This is a genomic window from Pseudomonas sp. PAMC25584 (assembly GCF_058135675.1).
On record NZ_CM176870.1, the window covers coordinates 1,041,024 to 1,066,143 of the forward strand.

General features: G+C 61.3%; 21 protein-coding genes and 1 other RNA gene. 18 read left to right on the forward strand and 4 right to left on the reverse strand.

Annotated features, from left to right (window positions below; genetic code table 11):
• Window positions 1–79: 79 nt before the first annotated feature.
• Window positions 80–451, reverse strand: a complete 372-nt coding sequence (locus ACS5Q8_RS04735) for a YraN family protein (protein WP_247406349.1) — start codon at window positions 449–451, stop codon at window positions 80–82.
• Entirely contained in the window at window positions 451–2,262 is a 1,812-nt protein-coding gene (locus ACS5Q8_RS04740; RefSeq protein WP_276196563.1) for a penicillin-binding protein activator, read from the reverse strand. The genes ACS5Q8_RS04735 and ACS5Q8_RS04740 overlap by 1 nt, the downstream gene beginning before the upstream one ends.
• Before the next feature lie 187 nt (window positions 2,263–2,449).
• On the opposite strand from ACS5Q8_RS04740, the gene rsmI reads away from it, so the two are divergent.
• The 18 genes from rsmI to lpxC all read left to right on the forward strand — a co-directional run bounded on the left by rsmI (window position 2,450) and on the right by lpxC (window position 22,012).
• Entirely contained in the window at window positions 2,450–3,355 is a 906-nt protein-coding gene (gene rsmI, locus ACS5Q8_RS04745) for a 16S rRNA (cytidine(1402)-2'-O)-methyltransferase (RefSeq protein ID WP_426099718.1), read from the forward strand.
• A gap of 96 nt (window positions 3,356–3,451) precedes the next feature.
• Window positions 3,452–3,805, forward strand: an RNA gene (gene rnpB, locus ACS5Q8_RS04750) — RNase P RNA component class A.
• A gap of 355 nt (window positions 3,806–4,160) precedes the next feature.
• Window positions 4,161–4,616 carry a division/cell wall cluster transcriptional repressor MraZ gene (mraZ, locus tag ACS5Q8_RS04755; protein ID WP_003171868.1) on the forward strand — a complete coding sequence of 152 codons (456 nt, stop codon included), beginning with the start codon at window positions 4,161–4,163 and terminating at the stop codon, window positions 4,614–4,616.
• Window positions 4,613–5,560 (forward strand): 16S rRNA (cytosine(1402)-N(4))-methyltransferase RsmH, encoded by a 948-nt coding sequence (gene rsmH, locus ACS5Q8_RS04760; RefSeq protein ID WP_425262724.1) that lies wholly within the window; start codon window positions 4,613–4,615, stop codon window positions 5,558–5,560. The genes mraZ and rsmH overlap by 4 nt, the downstream gene beginning before the upstream one ends.
• Window positions 5,557–5,850, forward strand: a complete 294-nt coding sequence (ftsL, locus tag ACS5Q8_RS04765; protein ID WP_276196565.1) for a cell division protein FtsL — start codon at window positions 5,557–5,559, stop codon at window positions 5,848–5,850. Before rsmH ends, ftsL begins: the two co-directional genes overlap by 4 nt.
• Window positions 5,850–7,592, forward strand: coding sequence for a peptidoglycan D,D-transpeptidase FtsI family protein (locus ACS5Q8_RS04770; protein ID WP_276197900.1), 1,743 nt, complete (start codon window positions 5,850–5,852; stop codon window positions 7,590–7,592). Before ftsL ends, ACS5Q8_RS04770 begins: the two co-directional genes overlap by 1 nt.
• Window positions 7,592–9,055, forward strand: a complete 1,464-nt coding sequence (locus tag ACS5Q8_RS04775; RefSeq protein ID WP_276196566.1) for a UDP-N-acetylmuramoyl-L-alanyl-D-glutamate--2,6-diaminopimelate ligase — start codon at window positions 7,592–7,594, stop codon at window positions 9,053–9,055. Before ACS5Q8_RS04770 ends, ACS5Q8_RS04775 begins: the two co-directional genes overlap by 1 nt.
• Window positions 9,048–10,418: a UDP-N-acetylmuramoyl-tripeptide--D-alanyl-D-alanine ligase gene (locus ACS5Q8_RS04780; RefSeq protein ID WP_443699978.1), complete on the forward strand. Its 1,371-nt coding sequence runs from the start codon at window positions 9,048–9,050 to the stop codon at window positions 10,416–10,418. Before ACS5Q8_RS04775 ends, ACS5Q8_RS04780 begins: the two co-directional genes overlap by 8 nt.
• Window positions 10,418–11,500: a phospho-N-acetylmuramoyl-pentapeptide-transferase gene (mraY, locus tag ACS5Q8_RS04785; RefSeq protein ID WP_247403613.1), complete on the forward strand. Its 1,083-nt coding sequence runs from the start codon at window positions 10,418–10,420 to the stop codon at window positions 11,498–11,500. The genes ACS5Q8_RS04780 and mraY overlap by 1 nt, the downstream gene beginning before the upstream one ends.
• A gap of 6 nt (window positions 11,501–11,506) precedes the next feature.
• Window positions 11,507–12,853 carry a UDP-N-acetylmuramoyl-L-alanine--D-glutamate ligase gene (gene murD, locus ACS5Q8_RS04790; RefSeq protein WP_276196568.1) on the forward strand — a complete coding sequence of 449 codons (1,347 nt, stop codon included), beginning with the start codon at window positions 11,507–11,509 and terminating at the stop codon, window positions 12,851–12,853.
• The gene (gene ftsW, locus ACS5Q8_RS04795) at window positions 12,850–14,073 is read left to right on the forward strand and encodes a putative lipid II flippase FtsW (protein ID WP_057004267.1); all 1,224 of its coding nucleotides are present in this window, start codon (window positions 12,850–12,852) and stop codon (window positions 14,071–14,073) included. The genes murD and ftsW overlap by 4 nt, the downstream gene beginning before the upstream one ends.
• A complete protein-coding gene (gene murG, locus ACS5Q8_RS04800; RefSeq protein WP_465159873.1) occupies window positions 14,063–15,133 on the forward strand; it encodes an undecaprenyldiphospho-muramoylpentapeptide beta-N-acetylglucosaminyltransferase in 1,071 nt (356 codons plus the stop codon). The genes ftsW and murG overlap by 11 nt, the downstream gene beginning before the upstream one ends.
• A complete protein-coding gene (gene murC / locus ACS5Q8_RS04805; RefSeq protein WP_465159874.1) occupies window positions 15,126–16,586 on the forward strand; it encodes a UDP-N-acetylmuramate--L-alanine ligase in 1,461 nt (486 codons plus the stop codon). The genes murG and murC overlap by 8 nt, the downstream gene beginning before the upstream one ends.
• Window positions 16,583–17,551 (forward strand): D-alanine--D-alanine ligase, encoded by a 969-nt coding sequence (locus tag ACS5Q8_RS04810; RefSeq protein ID WP_443699977.1) that lies wholly within the window; start codon window positions 16,583–16,585, stop codon window positions 17,549–17,551. The genes murC and ACS5Q8_RS04810 overlap by 4 nt, the downstream gene beginning before the upstream one ends.
• Window positions 17,552–17,554: 3 nt before the next feature.
• Window positions 17,555–18,424 carry a cell division protein FtsQ/DivIB gene (locus ACS5Q8_RS04815; RefSeq protein WP_276196572.1) on the forward strand — a complete coding sequence of 290 codons (870 nt, stop codon included), beginning with the start codon at window positions 17,555–17,557 and terminating at the stop codon, window positions 18,422–18,424.
• A 15-nt stretch (window positions 18,425–18,439) separates the two neighbouring features.
• Window positions 18,440–19,702 carry a cell division protein FtsA gene (ftsA, locus tag ACS5Q8_RS04820; RefSeq protein ID WP_017845923.1) on the forward strand — a complete coding sequence of 421 codons (1,263 nt, stop codon included), beginning with the start codon at window positions 18,440–18,442 and terminating at the stop codon, window positions 19,700–19,702.
• Window positions 19,703–19,782: 80 nt separating this feature from the next.
• Window positions 19,783–20,988, forward strand: coding sequence for a cell division protein FtsZ (gene ftsZ / locus ACS5Q8_RS04825; protein ID WP_247401408.1), 1,206 nt, complete (start codon window positions 19,783–19,785; stop codon window positions 20,986–20,988).
• A 112-nt stretch (window positions 20,989–21,100) separates the two neighbouring features.
• Window positions 21,101–22,012 (forward strand): UDP-3-O-acyl-N-acetylglucosamine deacetylase, encoded by a 912-nt coding sequence (gene lpxC / locus ACS5Q8_RS04830; RefSeq protein WP_003171886.1) that lies wholly within the window; start codon window positions 21,101–21,103, stop codon window positions 22,010–22,012.
• Window positions 22,013–22,111: 99 nt separating this feature from the next.
• On the opposite strand, the gene ACS5Q8_RS04835 is transcribed toward lpxC, so the two are convergent.
• Window positions 22,112–23,599, reverse strand: coding sequence for a sensor domain-containing diguanylate cyclase (locus ACS5Q8_RS04835; RefSeq protein WP_276196573.1), 1,488 nt, complete (start codon window positions 23,597–23,599; stop codon window positions 22,112–22,114).
• 86 nt (window positions 23,600–23,685) lie between these two features.
• Window positions 23,686–25,014, reverse strand: coding sequence for an OprD family porin (locus ACS5Q8_RS04840; protein ID WP_276196574.1), 1,329 nt, complete (start codon window positions 25,012–25,014; stop codon window positions 23,686–23,688).
• Window positions 25,015–25,120 lie beyond the last annotated feature (106 nt).

Sequence of the window (25,120 nt, forward strand, 5' to 3'; positions counted from 1 at the left end):
AGTAGCGCGGCTATTTGGCACAGGAATGTGCAGCCCGCAAAGCAAAGAGCAAAAGTGTGTGGTGAAGATGTCCGGCGAATCAGCTGTCGAAGGCATCTTTGAGCCAGTTCAAATCAGCTTTGCCAGACGGTGTGCTTTCAATGGCAACCACATCGAAACGGCAGGGGGAATCAGCCCAGCGATGCTCCTTGAGCAGGAAAAACTGCGCGGCGAGTATCAGCTTCTGACGCTTGCGCCCATCGATACTGGCGAGCGCGCCACCCCATTGTGCGTGTTTTCTGTAGCGGACTTCGACGAATACTACTGTATCGCCGTCAAGCATGACCAGATCAAGCTCGCCGCGGTTACACAACCAGTTCTGCGCCAGAAGGCGCAGACCCTGTTGTCGAAGGTACTCAAGTGCTTGGAGTTCGGCATCCTTGCCGCTTTGTGCGCTGGACCTCTCGGGCATCAGCGTGGGGTATCGGGCAGACGCTGGACTTCGCCTCCGACGAACTTCGCCCAGGGCATCTGGCGGTCAACGCGCTGGTTGGCGCTGATGCCCAGGCTGCCGGAGAGGCCGTCAATGCGTGTGTCTGGCAATGCCTTGAGTTGGCCCACGCGTGGCGCCAGGCGGTATGCATCGACGCCCATCGCGTACAGGCGGCCAAGGCTGCCATTGGCTTGTGGCCATTGTGCGGCAACCTGGTTGCGCAGCGGGTCGGTGGTGTTGAGCAGCCAAGGGGTCTCGCAGAACATGACGTTGGTCATGTCCAGGTACTGGTTTTTGTCGCCGCTGGCGCTGAACACGTGGGATGTCGCATACACCGGCACGTCACCGGCGTACTGGAAGTTCAGGGTCGGCTTGATCTGCTGGGCCAGTTGCGGGGGGACGGCCATGAAGATGAACTCGATGTCCTGGCGACGCGAAGGCTGTGCGGCGACGTCGGTGCCGACGGCGCTTTGCAGGCTCTTGGCACGGCCTTCGCTTTTACGCAGTTGGAACAGATCGGCAATTTGCTGGGCGAGGGCGACCGGTTGGTCGACGTACTCGACGCCGACAACGGTGCCGCCGTTGGCTTCCCAATCCTGACGGAAGGCCTTGTAGACACGCTCACCCCATTCGCCACGGGGCACCATCGCGGCGGCGCGGTGCAGGCCGTCGGCACGGGCGCGGCGCGAGACTTCGCGAGCTTCGTCTTCAGCCGCCAGGCCGAACTGGAACAGTTGCGCCGGGTTTTGATCGGTCTCGCTGTAGTTCAATGCCAGGGTGGTAATCGGCAATTGCGGGCGCGCGCTGAGCTGTTTGACCAGCGGTTTTTCCAGCGGGCCGACGACCAGTTGCACGCCGGCGGCCTTGGCCTTGGCGTAGAAATCGTCGAGGGACGTCAGGCGCGAGCTGTCATAAAACTCGATGACCGGCGGCTTCTGCCCGGCTTGTTCAGCCTGGTAGTGCGCGGCCATGAAGCCTTCGCGTAGCGCTTTGGCAACGGCGGCCAGTGGGCCTTCCTGCGGCAGCAGCAGGGCGATCTTGTTCAGCGGCTGGCTCGCCAGCTCCTTGAGTTTGGTCAGCGGCGTCGGCAGTTGCACGGCCGCCGGGTGGCCTGGGTTTTGCGCGCGCCACGTGTCAATGGCGGCTTGCTGTTGCTCCAGCGTGCCGGCGCCCTTGACCGCCTGGGCCAAGGTGATCCAGCCGTCGAGCGTCGGGTTGCCGCTGGCTTGCAGTTGTTCGGCCGGCAGCGCGGCAATCAACGCCCAGATGGCTTCATGGTTGCTCTTCGCGGCGTCGCCTGTCAGCAGTGGCGCCATGGCCACACGCTCACGAGCGGCGGCCAGGGTCTGGCCGTCGGCTTCATAAGCACGCGCATGTACGGTGCCGGTGCGAACCTGCTGTTCGGCCGGCAGCTCCTTCAGGTTTTGCAGGCTGGGGTGGTTCAACGCCGTCAGCGCGGCCTTGGGCTGGTTGCGCGCCATGGCCAGTTCGGCGGCCAGGGTGCTGGCGAATATCTGCGCGGCGGGCTTGAGAGCATCCAGTGGCACCTGCGCAAGAATCTGCGACGAGCGGCCTGCGTTGTTCTGGTGGTAGGCCATGTCCGCCGCACTCAGGCGCAGCAGCGCAGCTTTTTCGGGCGTGTTGGCGGTGGTCGCCTGTTCGAGCAGTTGTTCGATACTGGCGTCCGGGGTCCGTGGCAGGTCGCCAAGGCTGGACGAGGGCGAGCTGGCACAGGCGCCCAGCAAGGCAGCGAGGCAGAGGGCGGAGAGCAGCCGCAGACAAGGGATCATGTAAATGTTCCTGATACCGATCAAATTAGCGTGGAATTGTACCCAAGCACTGGCCCAGGCGCGATGTTACTGGCGTGAAACCGTCAATTTAGATGGTGCAAATGTTGCGTTTGGGTGGGTGCGCCCGACCGACGGCTGAAACGGCATCCATCTCGATGGCATATTTCCAGGGCGCCTACGCGCTACAATGTGGCTTTTGCCAACCATCGAGGTGTGCGTTTTGACTGCTCCAGGTCCTTTGAATTCCACTGCAGGCTCGCTTTTTGTCGTGGCGACGCCCATTGGCAACCTGGACGACATCAGTGCCCGGGCGCTTAAAGTGTTGCGCGACGTTAAATTGATCGCGGCGGAAGACACTCGGCACTCACAGCGTTTGATGCAGCATTTTGGAATCAGCACGCCATTAGCCGCCTGCCACGAGCATAACGAGCGCGAAGAAGGCAGCCGTTTTATCACCCGCCTGCTGGCCGGTGACGATGTGGCGCTGATCTCCGATGCTGGCACCCCGCTGATTTCCGACCCCGGTTACCACCTGGTGCGCCAGGCGCGTGCCGCCGGTATCAATGTAGTGCCTGTTCCGGGCGCATGCGCGTTGATTGCGGCGTTATCCGCCGCGGGGTTGCCATCGGATCGTTTTATCTTCGAGGGTTTCCTGCCTGCCAAGGCGGTGGGGCGTCGCGCACGTCTTCAGGCGCTTAAAGAAGAGCCGCGCACGCTGATCTTCTATGAAGCCCCGCATCGTATCCTCGAATGCCTGCAGGACATGGAGCTGGTGTTCGGTGGCGAACGCCTGGCGCTGCTGGCCCGTGAGCTGACCAAGACCTTCGAGACACTCAAGGGGTTGCCGCTGGAAGCGCTGCGCGCGTTTGTCGAGGGTGACAGCAATCAACAGCGTGGCGAGTGCGTGGTGCTGGTGGCGGGTTGGACGGCGCCGGAACATGAAGACGCAGTCGGTGGCGAAGCCATGCGTGTCCTGGATCTGCTGCTCAAGGAGATGCCCCTTAAGCGAGCGGCCGCGCTGGCGGCGGAAATTACCGGCGTGCGCAAGAATGTGTTGTATCAGGCCGCACTGGATAAACAGAAAGCCGAATAGTTCCGGGGTTAGGCCGGTATTCCGTCTGGACGTGATGGCATTGCTGCACTTTTAATACTTGTCCTAAGCCCGTCGTGCCGTTAACCTTCGCGGCGGAGAGTCGATTGGACAGTCGCTGCCTTCTATGAAAATTAGGGGGGGGAGGAAAGTCCGGGCTCCATAGGGCGAAGTGCCAGGTAATGCCTGGGAGGCGTGAGCCTACGGAAAGTGCCACAGAAAATAACCGCCTAAGCACTTCGGTGCCGGTAAGGGTGAAAAGGTGCGGTAAGAGCGCACCGCACGTCTGGCAACAGTTCGTGGCTAGGTAAACCCCACTTGGAGCAAGACCAAATAGGGTCCCAAGGCGTGGCCCGCGCTGGGACCGGGTAGGTTGCTAAAGATGTCCAGTGATGGCCATCGTAGACGAATGACTGTTCAAGACAGAACCCGGCTTATAGATCGACTCTCCACCTTTTTTCCTTCTGTCCGAATCTCGGACAGAAACCCGGTAGTAACGCAAGAATCCTTCCCTGCCAAATGATTGGCAGATGCATCTTCGTAATACCAAAAAAATCTTACTCTTAATAAATTACTTTAACTTTGAGCCATAGCTCTTTGAGCTATTAGTGCTTATTGAGCCAAAAATACCGCCGAACTCTGGTTTCTCCTCCTTTTACGCTCCTAAATCTCCGTTCTGTAAGGCTTTTCCTTGAATCCGCGCCTTGACGGTGTGGTGGGCGCATTCCTATAGTGTGCGCAAGTGGCGGAAAGTGGCACAAAGTGGGTTTTTTGAACGTAAAACGCTAAAATTGGGAGAAACGCATCTGTGTTTCGCGGAGCCAACGCTATTAGTCTCGATGCAAAAGGCCGTCTCGCCATGCCGAGCCGGTATCGTGACGAGCTCATTTCGCGAAGTTCCGGACAGTTGATCATCACTATCGATGCCGTTGACCCTTGTTTGTGTGTTTACCCCCTCGATGAGTGGGAGTTGATTGAAACCAAGCTGCGCGCCCTGCCTTCATTGCGTGAAGAAAACCGCCGTCTGCAGCGTTTGCTGATTGGTAATGCCGTCGACCTCGAGCTCGATGGCAGCGGTCGTTTCCTGGTGCCACCGCGTCTGCGCGAGTACGCCAAACTCGACAAGCGCGCAATGCTGGTGGGCCAACTGAACAAGTTCCAATTGTGGGACGAAGATGCCTGGGATGCTGTTTCTGCAGCTGACCTGGCTGCTATTCAACAACCGGGCGCCATGCCTGATGAACTGCGTGATTTGATCCTGTGACTATTGATAGCGGCTTTAACCACATCACCGTACTGCTTGACGAAGCCGTTGAGGCTCTCGCCGTACGCGCGGATGGCTGCTATTTGGATGGCACCTTCGGCAGGGGCGGGCACAGTCGGTTGATACTTAGCCAGCTCGGGTCCGACGGTAAACTCCTCGGGTTCGACAAAGACCCCCAAGCGATTGCCACCGGGCAAGCGCTAGCGGCCGAAGACGGCCGCTTTGTCGTTGTACAACGCAGCTTTGCCGAGCTGGGTGCCGAAGTCGCCGAGCGCGGCATGGCAGGCAAGGTGGCCGGGGTTTTGCTCGACCTGGGCGTGTCTTCGCCACAGCTCGATGACCCGGAGCGCGGTTTCAGTTTCATGAACGACGGTCCGCTCGATATGCGCATGGACCCCACCCGTGGTGTCAGTGCAGCCCAGTTCATCGCCACCGCACCGGTGGAAGAAATCGCCCGTGTGTTCAAGGAATACGGTGAAGAGCGCTTTGCCGGCCGCATGGCGCGTGCTGTGGTCGAGCGCCGGGAAATCCAGCCGTTCGAGCGCACCGCCGACCTGGCCGAAGTGCTGAAAGTCGCCAACCCTGCCTGGGAAAAGGGTAAGAACCCCGCCACCCGTGCGTTCCAGGGCCTGCGCATTCACGTCAACAACGAATTGGGCGATCTGGAGGCGGGCCTCGATGCCGCGCTGGAAGCCTTGGAAGTGGGTGGTCGCCTGGTGGTGATCAGCTTCCACTCCCTGGAAGACCGCATCGTCAAGCTGTTCATGCGTCGCCTGGTCAAGGGCGAATCCGACAACCTGCCGCGCAACCTGCCGGTGCGTTTCGAAGCCTTCGTGCCGAAAATCAAAGTCCATGGCAAACCGCAGTTCGCTTCCGAAGCTGAACTCAAGGCCAACCCACGTTCCCGTAGCGCCGTCATGCGCGTCGCAGAGAAGTTGCGGTGAGCAGGCTTTTCGCCAAGCCCCTCCCGGGCGGTAGCTTCTTTATGTTGCTGCTGTATATCGGCGTGTTGGTGTCTGCGATTGCGGTGTCCTACAGCGCCCATTACAACCGCCAACTGCTCAATACCCTGTACGGGGAATTGAGCGTGCGCGATAAAGCGCAGGCAGAGTGGGGCCGGTTGATCCTCGAGCAAAGCACCTGGACTGCCCACAGCCGCATCGAAATACTCGCCACCGAACAGCTGAAGATGCACATCCCGAGCGCGGCCGAAGTGCGAATGGTGGCGCCATGATGAAACTCGAAGGCGCACTTTACCCGTGGCGCTTCCGTCTGATGCTCGGCTTGCTGGCCTTGATGGTCGGCGCAATCGCCTGGCGGATCATTGATCTGCAGGTAGTCGACCGCGACTTCCTGATCGGCGAGGGCAATGCCCGTAGCCTGCGGCATATTCCGATTCCTGCACACCGCGGCCTGATCACCGACCGTAACGGTGAGCCCCTGGCCGTCAGCACACCGGTGACCACGCTGTGGGCCAACGCCAAGGAATTGCAGGTGGCCAAGGACAAGTGGCCACAACTGGCTGCCGCGTTGGGTCAGGACCCGAAAGCCTTGGCCGAGCGCCTGGAAGCTCAGGCCAATAAAGAATTCATCTACCTGGTTCGCGGCCTCACCCCCGAACAAGGCCAGCAAGTGCTCGACCTAAAAGTCCCCGGTGTCTACGGCATCGAGGAGTTCCGCCGCTTCTATCCGGCCGGTGAAACCACCGCGCACATGGTTGGCTTTACCGACATCGATGACCATGGTCGCGAAGGTGTGGAGCTGGCCTACGATGAATGGCTGGCCGGCGTGCCTGGCAAGCGACAGGTCATCAAGGATCGACGCGGCAGACTGATCAAAGACGTCCAAGTCACCAAAAACGCCAAGGCCGGAAAGCCCTTGGCGTTGTCGATTGACCTGCGCCTGCAATACCTGGCCAACCGCGAGCTGCGTAACGCGATCATCGAGAACGGCGCCAAGGCTGGCAGCCTGGTGATCATGGACGTGAAGACCGGCGAGATTCTCGCCATGGTCAACCAGCCGACCTATAACCCGAACAACCGTCGCAACCTGCAACCGGCGATGATGCGCAACCGCGCGATGATCGACGTGTTCGAACCGGGTTCGACCATGAAAGCCATCTCCATGAGTGCCGCCCTGGAAACCGGGCGCTGGAAGCCCAGCGACAAGGTCGAGGTCTACCCAGGCACCTTGCAGTTGGGCAAATACACCATTCGTGACGTGTCCCGTACCGAAGGTCCGGTGCTGGATCTGACAGGTATCCTGATCAACTCCAGTAACGTGGGCATGAGTAAGGTTGCCTTCGATATCGGCGGCGAAACCATCTACCACCTGGCGCAAAAGATCGGCCTGGGCCAACCCACCGGCCTGGATTTCCCAGGTGAGCGCGTGGGCAACCTGCCTAACTACCGCGACTGGAAAAAGGCCGAGACCGCCACGCTCTCCTATGGCTATGGCCTGTCGGTGACAGCGATCCAACTGGCTCACGCTTTCTCTGTATTGGCCAATAACGGTCGAATGGTTCCTTTGAGCCTGATCCACGTCGACGAAGCGCCGAAAGCGACCCAGGTGATTCCGGAAAACGTCGCCAAGACCATGCAAGGCATGCTGCAACAAGTGATCGAAGCACCGCGCGGCGTATTCCGTGCCCAGGTGCCGGCGTATCACGTGGCTGGCAAGTCGGGTACAGCGCGTAAAACCTCGGTCGGCACCAAAGGCTATGCCGAGAACTCCTACCGCTCGCTGTTCGCCGGCTTCGGTCCGATGAGCGACCCGCGCTACGCGATCGTCGTCGTGATTGATGAACCTAGTAAAGCGGGCTACTTCGGTGGCCTGGTGTCGGCGCCGGTGTTCAGCAAAGTGATGTCCGGCACCCTGCGCCTGATGAACGTCACGCCGGACAACTTGCCGCCGACCCAACAAGCGAACGCCGGACCGCCGGCCGCCGCAGTAAAAGCCAATGGAGGGCGCGGCTGATGTCTCTTAGCCTGAACAAGATTTTTGCCCATGCCGGTCGCGATCTGCTGATCCGCGAGCTGAGCCTGGACAGTCGTAATGTACGCGCCGGGGACCTGTTCCTGGCGGTGCCTGGCGGCAAATACGATGGTCGTGCGCATATCGCCGATGCCCTGCAACGCGGCGCCGCAGCCGTTGCTTATGAAGTGGACGGCGCCACCGTGCTGCCAATCACCGACGTGCCGTTGATTCCCGTCAAAGGCCTGGCCGCGCAACTGTCGGATATCGCCGGGCGTTTCTACGGCGACCCGAGCCGCCACCTGAACCTGATTGGCGTGACCGGCACCAACGGCAAGACCAGCGTGACCCAACTGGTCGCCCAGGCCCTTGACCTGCTGGGTCAGCACTGTGGCATTGTCGGCACCCTGGGCACCGGTTTCTATGGCTCGCTGCAAAGCGGCCTGCACACCACGCCGAACCCGATCGCCGTGCAAGCGACCCTGGCCGACCTGAAAAAGGCCGGTGCCAAGGCGGTTGCCATGGAAGTGTCGTCCCACGGTTTGCACCAGGGCCGCGTTGCCGCACTGGCCTTCGATGTGGCGGTGATGACCAACCTGTCCCGCGATCACCTGGACTACCACGGCACGATGGAGGCCTACGGTGCCGAGAAGGCCAAGCTGTTTGCCTGGAATGACCTGAAGTGCCGCGTGGTGAACCTGGATGACGCGTTCGGCCGCGAGCTGGCTGCCCAAGACAGCGAAGCGCGCCTGATCAGCTACAGCCTGGAAGATTCCCGCGCCTACCTGTATTGCCGCGAAGCCCACTTCAGTGACGAGGGCGTGCGCGCCACGTTGGTGACGCCGCAGGGCGAGCACCATTTGCGCAGCACCCTGCTCGGCCGCTTCAACCTGAGCAACGTGCTTGCCGCCATCGGTGCCTTGCTCGGCCTGGACTACGCCCTCGATGAAATCCTGCAGGTGCTGCCGAAGCTGGAAGGCCCGGCTGGACGCATGCAGCGTTTGGGTGGCGGTTCGCAGCCGCTGGTGGTGGTCGATTATGCCCACACCCCGGACGCACTGGAAAAAGTCCTCTTGGCCCTGCGCCCGCATGCTAAAGGCAAGTTGCTGTGCCTGTTTGGCTGTGGCGGTGATCGCGATCGCGGCAAGCGTCCGTTGATGGCCGAGATTGTCGAGCGCCTGGCCGATGGCGTGCTCGTCACCGACGACAACCCGCGCAGCGAAGAGCCAAGCCAGATTTTCGACGACATCCGCGTCGGCTTTAAAGACGCGTCCAAGGCCAGCTTCGTTGCCGGTCGCGGCGCGGCCATTGCCCAATTGATTGCCAGTGCCAGTGCCGACGATGTCGTGGTCCTGGCCGGTAAAGGTCACGAGGATTACCAGGAAATCAACGGCGAACGCCATGCCTTCTCCGACCTGGTCGAGGCCGATCATGCCTTGACCGCCTGGGAGGTCGCCCATGCTTAAAGCGATGAAATTCAGCGAACTGACCCAGGCCCTCTCGGCGCGCATGCTGTCGGGTGATTGCAGTTTCAATGGCGTCAGTATCGATAGCCGCGCGATCAAGCCAGGCCAACTGTTTGTCGCTCTGGCCGGTCCGCGTTTCGACGGCCATGACTATCTGAATGACGTTGCCGCCAAAGGCGCGGTTGGTGCCCTGGTGCAGCACGAAGTGGCAGATTCGACCTTGCCGCAATTGCTGGTGGCCGATACACGCCTGGCCCTGGGTCAACTTGGCGCGCTGAACCGTGCTGCCTTCGATAAGCCCGTGGCAGCCATCACCGGCTCCAGCGGCAAGACCACGGTCAAGGAACTGCTCGCCGGTGTCCTGCGCACGCGCGGGCCGGTGCTGGCCACCCGTGGCAACCTGAACAACGATTTCGGCGCACCGCTGACCCTGCTCGAACTGGCCCCGGAACACACGGCGGCCGTGATCGAGTTGGGTGCTTCGCGTGTCGGCGAAATTGCCTATACCGTGGCGCTGACCAAGCCTCACGTGGCAATTATCAACAACGCCGGAACTGCCCACGTCGGTGAGTTCGGTGGCCCGGAAAAAATCGTCGAAGCCAAGGGCGAAATCCTCGAAGGCCTCGATGCCTCGGGCACTGCTGTTTTGAATCTTGACGACAAGGCCTTCGAGACCTGGCGTGTACGCGCCGCCGGTCGCAAGGTGCTGACGTTCGCCGTGCTGAATGCAGCGGCCGATTTCCACGCGTCGAACATCACGCTCGACGCCCGTGGTTGCCCGTCCTTTACCCTGCATACGCCGCAAGGCGAAGAGCCCGTGCAGTTGAATCTGCTGGGCAACCATAACGTCGCCAACGCCTTGGCGGCTGCGGCTGCGGCTTACGCCCTGGGCGTGTCGCTGTTCGGTATTGCCACCGGCCTGGGCGCGGTGCAACCGGTCAAGGGCCGTACCGTCGCGCAATTGGCCAGCAACGGCATGCGTGTGATTGACGACACTTACAACGCCAACCAGTCCTCGGTCTGCGCCGCCATTGACCTGCTCAAGGGCTTTGATGGGCGCAAGGTGCTGGTGCTGGGCGATATCGCCGAACTGGGCGACTGGGCCGAACAGTCCCATCGTGAAGTCGGCGCTTACGCTAGCGGCAAAGTCGACGCGTTCTACGCTGTCGGCCCGAACATGGCCCATGCCGTCGATGCCTTCGGCCCCGGAGCGCGGCATTTTGCGACCCAGGCTGAGCTGATCCAGGCGCTGCGTGCGGGCGAACAAAATAAACACACAACCATTTTGATCAAGGGATCGCGCAGCGCGGTGATGGAAAACGTCGTCGTGGCCTTGTGTGGCTCAAGTACGGAGAAACATTAATGCTGCTGCTGCTGGCTGAGTATCTGCAACAGTTCCACAAAGGCTTCGCGGTCTTTCAGTACCTGACCCTGCGCGGGATTCTGGGTGTGCTGACCGCGCTGTCGCTGTCGCTGTTCCTGGGGCCGTGGATGATCCGCACCCTGCAGAACCTGCAAATTGGTCAATCGGTTCGCAATGACGGCCCGCAGTCGCACCTGTCCAAATCCGGCACCCCGACCATGGGCGGCGCGCTGATTCTGTCGTCCATCGGTATCAGCACCTTGCTCTGGGCCGACCTGCACAACCGCTACGTCTGGGTAGTGCTGGCGGTGACCTTGTTGTTCGGCGCCATCGGCTGGGTCGATGACTATCGCAAAGTGATCGAGAAAAACTCCAAGGGCCTGCCAAGCCGCTGGAAGTATTTCTGGCAATCGGTCTTCGGCCTGGCTGCGGCGATCTTCCTCTACACGACTGCTCCAAGCGCGGTCGAGACTACCTTGATTATCCCGATGCTCAAGGATGCGAGCATTCCGCTGGGCATCGGCTTCGTTGTGCTGACCTACTTCGTCATCGTCGGCTCCAGCAACGCGGTGAACCTGACCGACGGCCTCGACGGCCTGGCGATCATGCCGACGGTGATGGTGGGCGGTGCGCTCGGCATCTTCTGCTACCTGTCGGGTAACGTGAAATTCGCTGAATACCTGTTGATCCCGTATGTGCCGGGCGCCGGTGAACTGATCGTGTTCTGCGGCGCGCTGATCGGTGCAGGCCTCGGCTTCCTGTGGTTCAACACCTATCCCGCACAAGTGTTCATGGGCGATGTCGGCGCACTGGCGCTGGGCGCGGCCCTGGGCACCATCGCGGTGATCGTCCGCCAGGAAATCGTGCTGTTCATCATGGGCGGTGTGTTCGTGATGGAAACCCTGTCGGTGGTCATCCAGGTGGCGTCCTTCAAATTGACCGGGCGCCGCGTGTTCCGCATGGCGCCGATCCACCACCACTTTGAACTCAAGGGCTGGCCTGAACCGCGTGTGATCGTCCGATTCTGGATCATCACCGTGATTCTCGTACTGGTCGGCCTTGCCACCCTGAAACTGAGGTAGAAACGAGTGTCCCTGATCGCTTCAGACCACTTCCGCATCGTTGTCGGCCTCGGCAAGAGCGGCATGTCCCTGGTTCGCTTCCTGGCGAACCGGGGCACGTCGTTTGCTGTCGCCGATACGCGGGAAAATCCACCGGAGCTGGTCACGCTGCGCCGTGACTACCCGCACGTGGAAGTGCGTTGTGGCGAGTTGGATGTCGAGTTTCTGTGCCGTGCCGACGAGCTTTACGTAAGCCCCGGCCTGGCCCTGGCGACACCGGCCCTGCAAGCCGCAGCGGCGCGTGGCGTAAAACTGTCCGGCGATATCGACCTGTTCGCGCGCAACGCTAAGGCGCCGATCGTGGCGATCAGCGGTTCCAATGCAAAAAGCACCGTGACCACCCTGGTTGGTGAGATGGCGGCAGCGGCTGGCAAGCGCGTGGCCGTGGGCGGCAACCTCGGTACCCCGGCGCTGGACCTGCTCAGCGACGACGTCGAGCTGTACGTGATGGAGCTGTCGAGTTTCCAGTTGGAAACCACCCACGACCTGGGCGCTGAAGTGGCCACCGTGCTGAATGTCAGCGAAGACCACATGGACCGCTACAGCGGCCTGCCGGCCTATCACCTGGCCAAGCACCGGATTTTCCGCGGTGCCAAACAAGTGGTGGTCAACCGCCAGGACGCCTTGAGCCGTCCGTTGATGGGCGAGGGCCTGCCGTGCTGGACCTTTGGCCTGGGCAAACCCGACTTCAAGGCTTTCGGCATTCGTGAAGAGAACGGCGAGAAATACCTGGCCTTCGAATTCCAGAACCTGATGCCTGTGCGCGAGCTGAAAATCCGTGGTGCGCACAACCAATCCAATGCCCTGGCGGCTCTGGCCCTCGGGCATGCCGTTGGTTTGCCGTTCGACGCCATGCTCGCGAGCCTGCGCACCTTCGGCGGCCTTGAGCATCGCTGCCAATGGGTACGCGACCTGAATGGCGTCAGCTATTACAACGATTCCAAGGCCACCAACGTCGGTGCCGCATTGGCCGCCATCGAAGGCCTGGGTGCCGATATCGACGGCAAGCTGCTGCTGATCGCCGGTGGCGACGGCAAAGGCGCCGATTTCAAGGACCTCAAGGGGCCGGTGGCCGCCCATTGCCGCGCCGTGGTGCTGATGGGGCGCGATGCCGACTTGATCGCCGCCGCCCTCGGTGATGCGGTGCCGCAAGTGCGCGCCAGCTCCCTCGACGACGCGATTGCCCAGTGCAAAGCCTTGGCCCAGCCGGGTGATGCGGTGTTGTTGTCGCCGGCGTGCGCCAGTTTCGACATGTTCAAGAACTACGAAGAGCGCGGCCAGCTGTTCGCCCGCGCCGTGGAGGCCTTGGCATGAATCTCAACTTCCGTAACATCATCAAGCCGTATCCGTCGCCGATCATTACCGGGCGCGGCATCGACCTCGACTTCCCGATGCTCGCCGGTTGCCTCGCGCTGCTGGGCCTGGGGCTGGTGATGATTACGTCGGCGTCTTCCGAAGTGGCTGCCGTGCAGTCGGGCAACACCTTGTACATGATGATCCGTCACCTGGTGTACCTGGTGATCGGCCTCGGCGCGTGCATCGTCACCATGATGATCCCCATCGCCACCTGGCAGCGCCTGGGTTGGCTGATGCTGATCGGGGCATTTGGCTTGCTGATCATGGTGATCCTGCCCGGCATCGGCCGCGAGGTGAACGGTTCGATGCGCTGGATCGGCTTCGGTGCGTTTAACGTGCAGCCGTCGGAAATCGCCAAGGTGTTCGTGGTGATCTACCTCGCCGGTTACCTGGTACGTCGTCAGAAGGAAGTGCGCGAGAGCTGGATGGGCTTCTTCAAGCCGTTCATCGTGCTGCTGCCCATGGCGGGCCTGTTGCTGATGGAACCCGACTTCGGGGCCACCGTCGTGATGATGGGCGCCGCCGCAGCGATGCTGTTCCTCGGCGGGGTCGGGCTGTTCCGCTTCACCTTGATGGTGGTGCTGGCGGTAGCCGCCGTGACCGTGCTGGTGCAGGCGCAACCGTACCGGATGGCCCGTCTGATCACCTTTACCGACCCGTGGTCCGACCAGTTCGGCTCCGGCTACCAGTTGACCCAGGCGCTGATCGCCTTCGGTCGCGGCGAGTGGCTGGGCGTGGGCCTGGGCAACAGCGTGCAGAAACAATTCTACCTGCCGGAAGCGCACACTGACTTCGTGTTCTCGGTGCTCGCCGAAGAGCTGGGCGTGGTCGGCTCGCTGTGTACCGTCGCGCTGTTCGTGTTCGTATGTGTGCGCGGCATGTACATCGGCTTGTGGGCCGAGAAGGCCAAACAGTATTTCGCTGCGTATGTGGCGTATGGCTTGTCGTTCCTGTGGATCGGCCAGTTCCTGATCAATATCGGCGTGAACGTCGGCTTGCTGCCGACCAAGGGCCTGACCTTGCCGTTCCTCAGTTACGGCGGCAGTTCGTTGGTGATCTGCTGCGCCTGTCTCGGCTTGCTGCTGCGCATCGAGTGGGAGAGTCGAACCCACTTGGGCAGCGAAGAGATGGAGTTCAGCGAAAGCGACTTCGCCGAGGAGCCGACTCATGGGCGCTAACGTGCTGATCATGGCAGGCGGCACCGGGGGCCACGTGTTCCCGGCCCTGGCCTGCGCGCGTGAGTTCCAGAACCGTGGCTACACCGTGCATTGGTTGGGGACGCCGCGCGGCATCGAAAACGAATTGGTGCCGAACGCCGGCTTGCCGCTGCATCTGATCAACGTCACCGGCCTGCGCGGCAAGGGCAAGCTGTCCCTGCTCAAGGCGCCGTTCGTGTTGCTCAAGGCGGTGTGGCAGGCGCGCAACGTCATCCGTGAATTGAAGCCGGTGTGTGTCCTCGGTTTTGGCGGTTATGTGACCGGCCCCGGCGGCGTTGCGGCCAAACTCGCTGGCGTGCCGGTGATCGTGCATGAGCAGAACGCTGTCGCCGGCACCGCCAACCGCTTGCTGGTGCCGCTGGCGGCGCGGGTCTGCGAAGCGTTTCCGAATACCTTCGGCGCATCGGACAAGCGCCGCACCACGGGTAACCCGGTGCGCACCGAATTGTTTATGGACATCGCCCGTGAAGCCTTGGCCGGGCGCAAGGCGCACGTGCTGATCCTGGGCGGAAGCCTGGGCGCCGAGCCGCTGAATAAATTGCTGCCGCAAGCGCTGGCGCAACTGCCTGTGGACTTGCGCCCTGAGGTCTTCCACCAGGCCGGCAAGAACCACGATGAAGTGACCGCCACGCGTTATCGCGAGGCCGGTGTAGAGGCTGATGTGCAGCCCTTCATCAAAGACATGGCCCAAGCCTATGGCTGGGCCGACCTGGTGGTCTGTCGCGCTGGTGCGTTGACCGTCAGTGAATTGGCCGCCGCCGGTCTGCCGTCCTTGCTGGTGCCTTTGCCCCACGCGATTGACGATCACCAGACCCGCAACGCCGAATATTTGGCCGGGGAGGGCGCTGCCTTCCTGCTGCCGCAAAGAACGACTGGCGCCGCCGATTTGGCCGCACGCCTGACCGAGGTTTTGATGCAACCGGAACGACTCAACAGCATGGCGAGCACCGCACGCCGCCTGGCCAAACCTGACGCAACCCGCACCGTGGTCGATATCTGCCTGGAGGTGGCCCATGGTTGAGAATCAGAAAGCCATGCCGCAACCGGAAATGCGCCGTATCCGTCGTATCCACTTCGTCGGGATCGGCGGCGTGGGCATGTGTGGTATTGCCGAAGTGTTGCTGAACCTGGGCTACGAGGTGTCCGGCTCTGACTTGAAAGAGTCGCCGGTCACCGAGCGGCTGAAGTCCTTCGGTGCGAAAATCTTTATCGGCCACCACGCCGAGAACGCTACCGAGGCCGACGTGCTGGTGGTGTCCAGCGCCGTGAACACCTCTAACCCAGAAGTGGCCACCGCCCTTGAGCGCCGCATTCCCGTGGTGCCCCGCGCCGAAATGCTGGCCGAGCTGATGCGCTATCGCCATGGTATTGCCGTCGCCGGCACCCACGGCAAGACCACCACCACCAGCCTGATCGCCTCGGTGTTCGCCGCCGGTGGCCTGGACCCGACCTTCGTGATCGGTGGCCGCCTGAATGCAGCCGGCACCAATGCCCAGTTGGGCACCAGCCGCTACCTGATCGCCGAAGCTGACGAAAGCGATGCCAGCTTCCTGCACCTGCAACCGCTGGTGGCCGTGGTCACCAACATCGACGCCGACCACATGGCGACCTACGACGGTGACTTCAACAAGTTGAAGAAAACCTTCGTCGAGTTCCTGCATAACCTGCCGTTCTACGGTTTGGCGGTGGTGTGCCTGGATGACCCGGTGGTGCGTGAAATCCTGCCGCTGGTCAAGCGTCCTACCTTGACCTACGGCTTCAGCGAAGACGCCGACGTGCGTGCGATCAATGTGCGCCAGCAAGGCATGCAGACGTTCTTCACTGTGCTGCGCCCGGACCGCGAACCGCTGGACGTGTCGGTGAACATGCCGGGCAACCACAACGTACTCAATTCCCTGGCGACCATCTGCATTGCCTCCGACGAAGGCGTCAGCGATGAAGCCATTGTCGAGGGCCTGTCGGGTTTTGCCGGCGTTGGCCGGCGCTTCCAGGTCTATGGGCATCTGCCGGTGGAAGGTGGTGACGTGATGTTGGTGGACGACTACGGTCACCACCCGACTGAAGTCGCCGCCGTGATTAAAGCAGTGCGCGGTGGCTGGCCGGATCGTCGCCTGGTGATGGTCTACCAGCCGCACCGCTACAGCCGCACCCGCGACCTGTATGACGATTTCGTCAATGTACTGGCCGATGCCAACGTGCTGCTGCTGATGGAAGTCTACCCGGCTGGTGAAGAACCGATCCCCGGGGCGGACAGCCGCAAGCTGTGCAACAGCATCCGTCAGCGTGGCCAGTTGGACCCGATCTACATCGAACGCGGTGTGGACCTGGCGCCGATCGTCAAGCCGCTGCTGCGTGCCGGCGACATCCTGCTGTGCCAGGGTGCTGGTGACATCGGTGGCCTTGCGCCTAAATTGCTGGCGAGCCCCTTGTTCGTCAAAGAAGCGTTTGCCGTAGAAAAGGGGAAGTCGAAATGACCACCCACTACGGCTCCCTGTTCTCCACCATCGCCCCCGCCGACTTCGGCCGCGTGGCCGTGCTGTTCGGCGGCAAGAGCGCTGAACGCGAAGTGTCACTCAAGTCCGGCAATGCCGTGCTCGAAGCGCTGCAGAGTGCGGGCGTGAATGCGTTCGGTATCGACGTGGGCGACGACTTCCTCGCCCGCCTGCAGGCCGAGAAGATCGACCGCGCCTTCATCATCCTGCACGGCCGTGGCGGTGAAGACGGCAGCATGCAAGGCCTGTTGGAGTGCGCTGGGATTCCTTACACCGGCAGCGGCATCCTCGCGTCGGCGCTGGCCATGGACAAGTTGCGCACCAAGCAGGTCTGGCACAGCCTGGGGATTCCAACCCCGCGTCACAGCGTGTTGTGCAGCGAAGACGATTGTATTTCTGCAGCCAAGGAACTGGGCCTGCCTTTGATCGTCAAACCAGCCCATGAAGGCTCCAGTATCGGCATGGCTAAAGTGAACTCGGCCGCCGAATTGATCGACGCATGGAAAGCGGCAAGTACCTACGATTCGCAAGTGTTGGTGGAACAGTGGATCCAAGGTCCCGAGTACACCATCGCCACCCTGCGTGGCCAGGTATTGCCGCCCATCGCCTTGGGCACGCCCCACACTTTCTACGACTACGACGCCAAGTACCTGGCTTCCGATACCCAGTACCGGATTCCCTGTGGCCTTGACGTAAGCAAAGAACAGGAACTGATGGACCTCACGGCGAAAGCCTGTGAGGCGCTGGGTATCGCCGGTTGGGCGCGGGCAGACGTGATGCAGGACGACCAAGGGAATTTCTGGTTCCTGGAAGTCAACACCGCACCGGGCATGACCGATCACAGCCTGGTCCCGATGGCCGCGCGCGCAGCCGGTCTGGATTTCCAGCAGTTGGTGCTGGCAATCCTGGCGGCCAGCGTTGCCGGTGAAGAAAGGCAGCGAGGCTAAGACATGAAAGGCGCATCGCTTCGTCATCAGCCCCCACACGCACCCGGCCGCAAGCCGGTGCCACGGGGTGCCAGCCGGATGGTGGCTAAAGAGCCGATGTCGGCGCGCCTGCCGAAAGCCAACTTTGGTTTCCTCAAGGCGCTGTTCTGGCCGGTGTTGCTGGTGGTGTTGGGCTTCGGTACTTATGAAGGCGCGCAGCGTCTGTTGCCTTACGCCGACCGGCCGATCACCAAGATCAGCGTACAGGGCGACTTGAGCTACATCAGCCAGCAAGCGGTACAGCAGCGCATCGGTCCGTTCCTGGCGGCGAGTTTCTTCACCATCGACCTGGCCGGTATGCGCCGGGAGTTGGAGCAGATGCCGTGGATCGCCCACGCCGAAGTCCGCCGTGTATGGCCGGACCAGGTGACGATCCGCCTGGAAGAACAACTGCCCGTGGCCCGTTGGGGTGATGAAGCGCTGTTGAACAACCAGGGCCAGGCGTTCACCCCGCGTGAGCTGGCCAACTACGAGCACCTGCCGCAGCTGTTCGGGCCGCAGCGGGCGCAGCAGCAAGTGATGCAGCAGTACCAGGCCTTGAGCCAGATGCTGCGGCCGCTGGGCTTCTCCATTGCACGCCTGGAATTGCGTGAACGGGGCAGCTGGTTTTTGACGACCGGGGCAGGCAGTTCCGGCCCGGGCATCGAGTTGTTGCTGGGACGCGACCGCTTGGTGGAAAAGATGCGCCGCTTTATTGCCATCTATGAAAAGACCTTGAAAGAACAGATTACGAACATTGCGAGCGTCGACCTGCGTTACGCCAACGGCCTTGCCGTCGGCTGGCGTGAACCGGCTGCGCCCACGGCAGCGCAACCCGCTGTCGCGAAGAATTAAGAAGAGGCAGGACCCATGGCAAACGTGCAAAGCGGCAAAATGATCGTCGGTCTCGATATCGGCACCTCCAAAGTGGTGGCGCTGGTGGGCGAGGTCGGGGAAGACGGCACGATCGAAATCGTCGGTATTGGCACGCATCCGTCCCGGGGCCTGAAGAAGGGCGTGGTGGTGAACATCGAGTCCACCGTGCAATCGATCCAGCGCGCCATTGAAGAAGCGCAGCTGATGGCCGGTTGCCGGATTCACTCGGCGTTCGTCGGCGTGGCGGGCAATCACATCCGCAGCCTGAACTCCCATGGCATCGTGGCGATCCGCGACCGTGAAGTCAGTGCGGCCGACCTTGAGCGCGTACTCGACGCGGCCCAGGCCGTGGCGATCCCGGCTGACCAGCGCGTGCTGCACACCCTGCCGCAGGACTACGTGATTGACAACCAGGAAGGCGTGCGCGAGCCCCTCGGCATGTCGGGCGTGCGCCTGGAAGCCAAGGTCCACGTGGTGACCTGCGCGGTCAATGCCGCACAGAACATTGAAAAGTGCGTGCGCCGCTGCGGCCTGGAAATCGACGACATCATTCTCGAGCAACTGGCTTCGGCCTACTCGGTACTGACCGATGACGAAAAAGAACTGGGCGTGTGCCTGGTCGACATCGGCGGCGGCACCACCGACATCGCGATCTTCACCGAGGGTGCGATCCGTCACACCGCCGTGATCCCGATTGCCGGCGACCAGGTCACCAACGACATTGCCATGGCGTTGCGCACACCGACTCAGTACGCCGAAGAGATCAAGATCCGTTACGCCTGCGCCCTGGCCAAACTGGCCGGTGCCGGTGAAACCATCAAGGTGCCAAGCGTGGGCGACCGTCCACCGCGCGAGCTGTCGCGCCAGGCTTTGGCCGAAGTGGTCGAGCCGCGCTACGACGAGCTGTTCACCCTGATCCAGGCGGAACTGCGCCGCAGTGGCTACGAAGATTTGATCCCGGCCGGCATCGTGCTGACCGGTGGCACCTCGAAGATGGAAGGCGCGGTCGAACTGGCCGAAGAGATCTTCCACATGCCGGTCCGCCTGGGCGTGCCCCATGGCGTCAAAGGCCTGGGCGACGTGGTGCGCAACCCGATTTATTCCACCGGTGTGGGCTTGCTGTTGTACGGGCTGCAAAAGCAGACCGACGGCATTTCCCTGTCGGGCCCGAGCATCCGCGACAGCTACCGCGGCGACGACGAAGCGAAAGCACCGTTGTTCGAACGGTTGCAGGCTTGGGTCAAAGGCAATTTCTAACGATTTACCGCAGCACCGCACCACTGTTGTAGAAGCATGCAGTAGGCGAAAAAACTAGAGAAAACGAAAGGAGAGGGAACATGTTCGAACTCGTAGACAACATCCCCGCAAGCCCGGTCATCAAAGTGATCGGTGTCGGCGGTGGCGGCGGCAACGCTGTCAACCATATGGTCAAGAGCAACATCGAAGGCGTTGAATTCATCTGCGCCAACACCGATGCCCAGGCGCTGAAGAGCATCGGCGCGCGGACCATCCTGCAATTGGGCACCGCCGTGACCAAGGGCCTCGGCGCCGGCGCCAACCCAGAAGTCGGCCGTCAAGCCGCCCTGGAAGACCGTGAGCGTATCGCTGAAGTGCTGCAAGGCACCAACATGGTGTTCATCACCACTGGCATGGGCGGCGGTACCGGTACCGGTGCAGCGCCGATCATTGCCGAAGTGGCCAAGGAAATGGGGATTCTGACGGTCGCTGTCGTGACCCGTCCGTTCCCGTTCGAAGGTCGCAAGCGTATGCAGATCGCCGACGAAGGTATCCGTCTGCTGTCTGAAAGCGTCGACTCGTTGATCACCATCCCCAACGAGAAGCTGCTGACTATCCTGGGCAAGGACGCGAGCCTGCTGTCCGCGTTTGCCAAGGCTGACGATGTACTGGCCGGTGCCGTTCGCGGTATCTCCGACATCATCAAGCGTCCGGGCATGATCAACGTCGACTTCGCCGACGTGCGTACCGTGATGAGCGAAATGGGCATGGCGATGATGGGCACTGGCTGCGCCAGCGGTCCGAACCGTGCGCGTGAAGCCACTGAAGCGGCCATCCGCAACCCGTTGCTGGAAGACGTGAACCTGCAAGGCGCACGCGGCATCCTGGTGAACATCACCGCCGGTCCTGACCTGTCCCTGGGTGAGTACTCCGACGTGGGTAGCATCATCGAAGCCTTTGCTTCCGAGCACGCGATGGTCAAAGTCGGTACGGTTATCGATCCGGACATGCGCGACGAACTGCATGTAACCGTGGTTGCGACCGGCCTGGGCGCAAAAATCGAGAAGCCTGTAAAGGTCATCGACAATACCGTTCACACCAGTCACAGCAGTCACGCCAGCCAAGCGGCTGCCGCTCCAGCGCCTTCGCGCCAGGAACTGCCGTCGGTGAACTACCGTGATCTGGACCGTCCGACCGTGATGCGCAATCAGGCTCAGGCCGGTGCTGCGGCGTCCCGTAGCCCGAATCCGCAAGATGACTTGGACTACCTGGACATCCCGGCATTCCTGCGTCGTCAGGCCGATTAATGGAATGTATCAGGGCTATGAAGGTGATTGGTGTTCAGCAAAGGTCTGGTCTGCTATTATCGCCAGCCTTTGTTGATACCAGTTCGCAATTTGCGCTGAAGCGGTCCAAGCCATGATTAAACAACGCACCCTGAAGAATATTATTCGTGCCACAGGTGTAGGTCTGCACTCCGGGGAGAAGGTATACCTGACCCTCAAACCTGCACCTGTCGACACCGGCATCGTGTTTGTTCGTGCCGACCTGGACCCTGTGGTGCAGATTCCTGCTCGCGCGGAAAACGTCGGCGAAACCACGATGTCGACCACATTGGTCAACGGTGACGTCAAAGTGGACACGGTGGAGCACTTGCTCTCGGCCATGGCCGGTCTGGGCATCGATAACGCCTACGTCGAGCTCTCCGCGTCCGAAGTCCCCATCATGGATGGCAGCGCTGGTCCCTTCGTATTCTTGATTCAATCTGCCGGCCTGGAAGAACAGGACGCAGCCAAGAAGTTCATTCGCATTCTGCGGGAAGTGACAGTAGAAGACGGCGACAAGCGCGCCACCTTCGTCCCGTTCGAAGGCTTTAAAGTGAGCTTTGAGATCGATTTCGATCACCCGGTATTTCGTGACCGCACCCAAAGTGCAAGCGTGGATTTTTCCAGCACTTCGTTCGTAAAAGAAGTCAGCCGCGCCCGTACCTTTGGTTTCATGAGTGACATCGAGTACCTGCGCAAGCACAACCTCGCACTCGGCGGCAGCGTTGAAAATGCCATTGTGGTCGACGCGGATGGTGTACTGAACGAGGACGGCCTTCGTTATGAAGACGAATTCGTGAAGCACAAGATCCTCGATGCAATCGGTGACCTCTACCTGCTGGGCAATAGCCTGATAGGTGAGTTCAAAGGCTTCAAGTCGGGCCACGCCCTTAACAACCAGCTACTGCGCAAGTTGATTGAGCAGACAGATGCTTGGGAAGTCGTGACCTTCGAAGATGCCAGCACCGCACCGATCTCTTACATGCGTCCCGTTGCGGCGGTGTAAGTAACAACTCTCTTTCTTTAGTTTTAAGGGCTGCCTTCGGGTGGCCTTTTTTATTGCTATGGCTCGCTCGCCACAATGGCCTGCTCGCTTCAGTCATCGTTACTGTGCATCCACGATGCGATTGCGCCCCGTGTGCTTGGCCTCATACAGCGCCTGGTCCGCACTGAGCATCAAATCCTCCAGGGACATGCCACTGCGCTTTTCCCAGGTACTCAGGCCGATGCTCACGGTGATCGGCCGTTCATCTCCCGCCACCCGTGGCAAGTGCTCGACGCCACTGCGGATATGCTCGGCAATCAGCCATGCGCCTCGGTCATCGGTAGCCGGCAACACCACGGCGAACTCTTCACCGCCATAACGTGCGGCCAGGTCGGCTGGGCGACGGATGTTGCTGCCGATCACCTGGGCGACGTTGCGCAACGCCTCATCGCCGCCGTGATGGCCGTGGCGGTCGTTAAATGCCTTGAAGTGGTCGACGTCGATCATCAACAGCGTCAGCGGTTCGGCAGAGCGCTGAGCGCGGTCCCATTCCAGGCGCAGGCGGTGGTCCAGTTTGCGCCGGTTGGCCAGGCCGGTGAGCGCGTCGGTGGCTGCCAGTTCTGACAGCACCTTCTCTGCGCGATAACGGCGTCGCAGTTCCCGGCGCAGCATCCAGGTCAGCCATAGAAGGCCCAGACACAGGATGCCCGTGGCGCCGCTTGTCAGCATCGCCGCGCGTTTCCACGGCGCGAACACATCGTCGCTGGACAGCGCCACCACCACAATCAGGGGCAGCTCACCGACATTGGTGAAGGTGTACAGGCGCTCCTTGTCGGTGATGGCTGAGATGGCCCGAAAGCTGCCGCTCCCATCGCGCAGCATGCGCTTGAAGTTGGGGCGATCACTCAGGTCCTTGTCGATCATGTCGCGCTCCAGCAGCGGTTGCTGGGCCAGGAGAATGCCGCGGTTGTTCAACAGGTTGACCGAGCTGCTATGGCCGATGGTCAGGCCTTTGAACAACTGATCGAAGTACGCCAGGCGCATGGTGGCCACGGCGACCCCGGCAAACTCGCCGTTGGCGCCGGTGACGCGGCGGCTGAATGCGATGCGCCAGACCTGCTCGCAATTGCACTCAACCCTGAACGGCCGGCTGATGAACAGGTCGGTCTGGCCGGCGTTCTTATGTGCGATGAAGTAGTCGCGGTCAGCGAAATTGCGCGGGGTTGGCTTGAGCGTCGAAGAGTCAGCGATGACGGCGCCCTTGGCGTCCAGCAACAGCACTTCGCCTTTGAACGGCGCGGCCGCTGACCGCTCAAATTGCACCAGGTGTCGGATGTCCGCTGATACCCGGGACAAATCCTTGCGCTGGGTGGCCGCGATCAGCCCTTGCAGTGCGAGGTCATAGAGTTCGACGTTACGCAGCACATCGGCGTTGATCAGTTGCGCGATGTTGGTGGTTGAGCGTTTGGCCGCCTCCAGAGCACTGGCGTGTTCGCGGATCAACAGCACCGAGACCATGATCACGATCAGCGCGACGGTGAGGCCACTGCCCAGCATCAGCAACAGCTCTGGGCGTTCAGGTGGTGTACGGACGGGGCGTTGACTCATCGGGCAGACTTCGACGATAAAGATGCTGGCAGTTTAGTTCTACCCGATGAAAATTGATTGATGGGTTAAAAAGAAAGATCTGCGCTTTAGAACACGTTGATCGGATAGTCGACGATCACCCGGTATTCATCCACATCCCGATCCACCGCCGAGTAGCCATTGCTGCCGCGGTTGGTCGCCCATTGCAGGCGCAGCGACAGATCCTTGGCCTTGCCGCCCTGCACCACGTATTTCATATCGATGTCCCGTTCCCAGTGCTTGGCGTCCTGGCCGTCGGCGCTGTACCAGGCGCTGTAGCCCCGGCTATTGGGGTCGACTTTGCTCAGGTCGGTCTTGCCGCTGCTATAGGACACGGCAGTGGTCAGGCCGGGCAGGCCGAGGCCGACAAAGTCATAAGCGTACTTGAGCTTCCACGAACGCTCGTTGGGGCCGTTGAAGTCCGAGTATTGCTGGGAGTTGTCCAGGTACACGCTGTCGCCCTGGGTGATGTAGTCGAACGGTGTGTTGCCGTTGACCCGCTGGTACGCGGCCGTGACGCTGTGGTTGCCCACGCCTACGGTGAAATGCAGGCTGTAGGTGTTGTTGTCGATGTTACCCAGCAGCGACTGGCCGCTGTCCTGGGTGTGGTAGTAGTGCAGGCCGGGGTTGAGGCTGACCAGATCGTTCAGTGCGTAGGTGTAGTCGAGGTCGTAGTAGTACTGGTGCCACACATCCTTGAGTTCGGAGGCGTACAGGTTGCTGGTCAGGCCCGGGATGCCGCTGAACGACACACCGGCCCAGTCCAGGTGCTGGCTGTCGGCGTGCTCCGGCAGTACGCCGTAGCTGGTGCCGATGCGCCCGTGGCCGCTCTGGTTATAGAGTTTGGTGAAACTGGCTTGGCCGCCTTCGATCATCCAGCCGTCAACGCTGTGGTTGGTCAGGCTCACGCCGCGAAAGGTCTGGGGCAGCATACGGGTCATGCCGCCGGCGATCACCGGGTTGTTGAGGAACAGGTCACCGGCTTTCAGTTCCGTGTCGAACGCGCGCATCTTCAGCGTGCCGCCAGCGGTGGAAAACGACCCCGGCGCCTTGCCGCTGCCGTCACTGTTGCCATACGGCAGGATGCTGGAACCGTCGGTGCCGCCACCGCCGTCGAGCTTGAGGCCGAGCATGGCGTGGGCATCCAGGCCGAAGCCGACAGTGCCCTGGGTGTAGCCGGATTCGAAGATGCCGAGAAAGCCCTGGCCCCATTCTTTGCTGTCATCGGTGTGGATGTCGCGACGGTCGCGGTTCATGTAGTAGTTGCGGGCGTTGAGCTTGAGGCTTGCGCCTTCGACGAAACCGTCGGTGGTGGAGGTGTCTGCCGCGTGGGCGAGGGGGGCGATCGTTGCTGCAATCGCGAGGAATAACGGGGTGAACGTCAGCGAGTTCTTCACCGGTGGAGCTCCTTTGGTCAAACGAAAACGGCCAATGTCGTGGGGGTGTGCCTGGCCTTTTTTACGGCAAAAAAAAAGCCGCTGAAGTCAGCGGCTTTAAGACTGT

Bases quoted from the DNA above. Each gene is read 5' to 3' on its own strand.
- ACS5Q8_RS04775 (WP_276196566.1), top strand. From the start codon at position 7,592: ATGTCTCTTAGCCTGAACAAGATTTTTGCCCATGCCGGTCGCGATCTG.
- rsmI (WP_426099718.1), top strand. From the start codon at position 2,450: ATGTGGCTTTTGCCAACCATCGAGGTGTGCGTTTTGACTGCTCCAGGT.
- ACS5Q8_RS04740 (WP_276196563.1), bottom strand. From the start codon at position 2,262: ATGATCCCTTGTCTGCGGCTGCTCTCCGCCCTCTGCCTCGCTGCCTTG.
- mraY (WP_247403613.1), top strand. From the start codon at position 10,418: ATGCTGCTGCTGCTGGCTGAGTATCTGCAACAGTTCCACAAAGGCTTC.
- murC (WP_465159874.1), top strand. From the start codon at position 15,126: ATGGTTGAGAATCAGAAAGCCATGCCGCAACCGGAAATGCGCCGTATC.
- ACS5Q8_RS04815 (WP_276196572.1), top strand. From the start codon at position 17,555: ATGAAAGGCGCATCGCTTCGTCATCAGCCCCCACACGCACCCGGCCGC.
- ACS5Q8_RS04810 (WP_443699977.1), top strand. From the start codon at position 16,583: ATGACCACCCACTACGGCTCCCTGTTCTCCACCATCGCCCCCGCCGAC.
- ftsW (WP_057004267.1), top strand. From the start codon at position 12,850: ATGAATCTCAACTTCCGTAACATCATCAAGCCGTATCCGTCGCCGATC.
- ACS5Q8_RS04770 (WP_276197900.1), top strand. From the start codon at position 5,850: ATGAAACTCGAAGGCGCACTTTACCCGTGGCGCTTCCGTCTGATGCTC.
- ACS5Q8_RS04835 (WP_276196573.1), bottom strand. From the start codon at position 23,599: ATGAGTCAACGCCCCGTCCGTACACCACCTGAACGCCCAGAGCTGTTG.
- ACS5Q8_RS04735 (WP_247406349.1), bottom strand. From the start codon at position 451: ATGCCCGAGAGGTCCAGCGCACAAAGCGGCAAGGATGCCGAACTCCAA.
- ftsZ (WP_247401408.1), top strand. From the start codon at position 19,783: ATGTTCGAACTCGTAGACAACATCCCCGCAAGCCCGGTCATCAAAGTG.
- lpxC (WP_003171886.1), top strand. From the start codon at position 21,101: ATGATTAAACAACGCACCCTGAAGAATATTATTCGTGCCACAGGTGTA.
- ftsA (WP_017845923.1), top strand. From the start codon at position 18,440: ATGGCAAACGTGCAAAGCGGCAAAATGATCGTCGGTCTCGATATCGGC.
- ACS5Q8_RS04780 (WP_443699978.1), top strand. From the start codon at position 9,048: ATGCTTAAAGCGATGAAATTCAGCGAACTGACCCAGGCCCTCTCGGCG.
- murG (WP_465159873.1), top strand. From the start codon at position 14,063: ATGGGCGCTAACGTGCTGATCATGGCAGGCGGCACCGGGGGCCACGTG.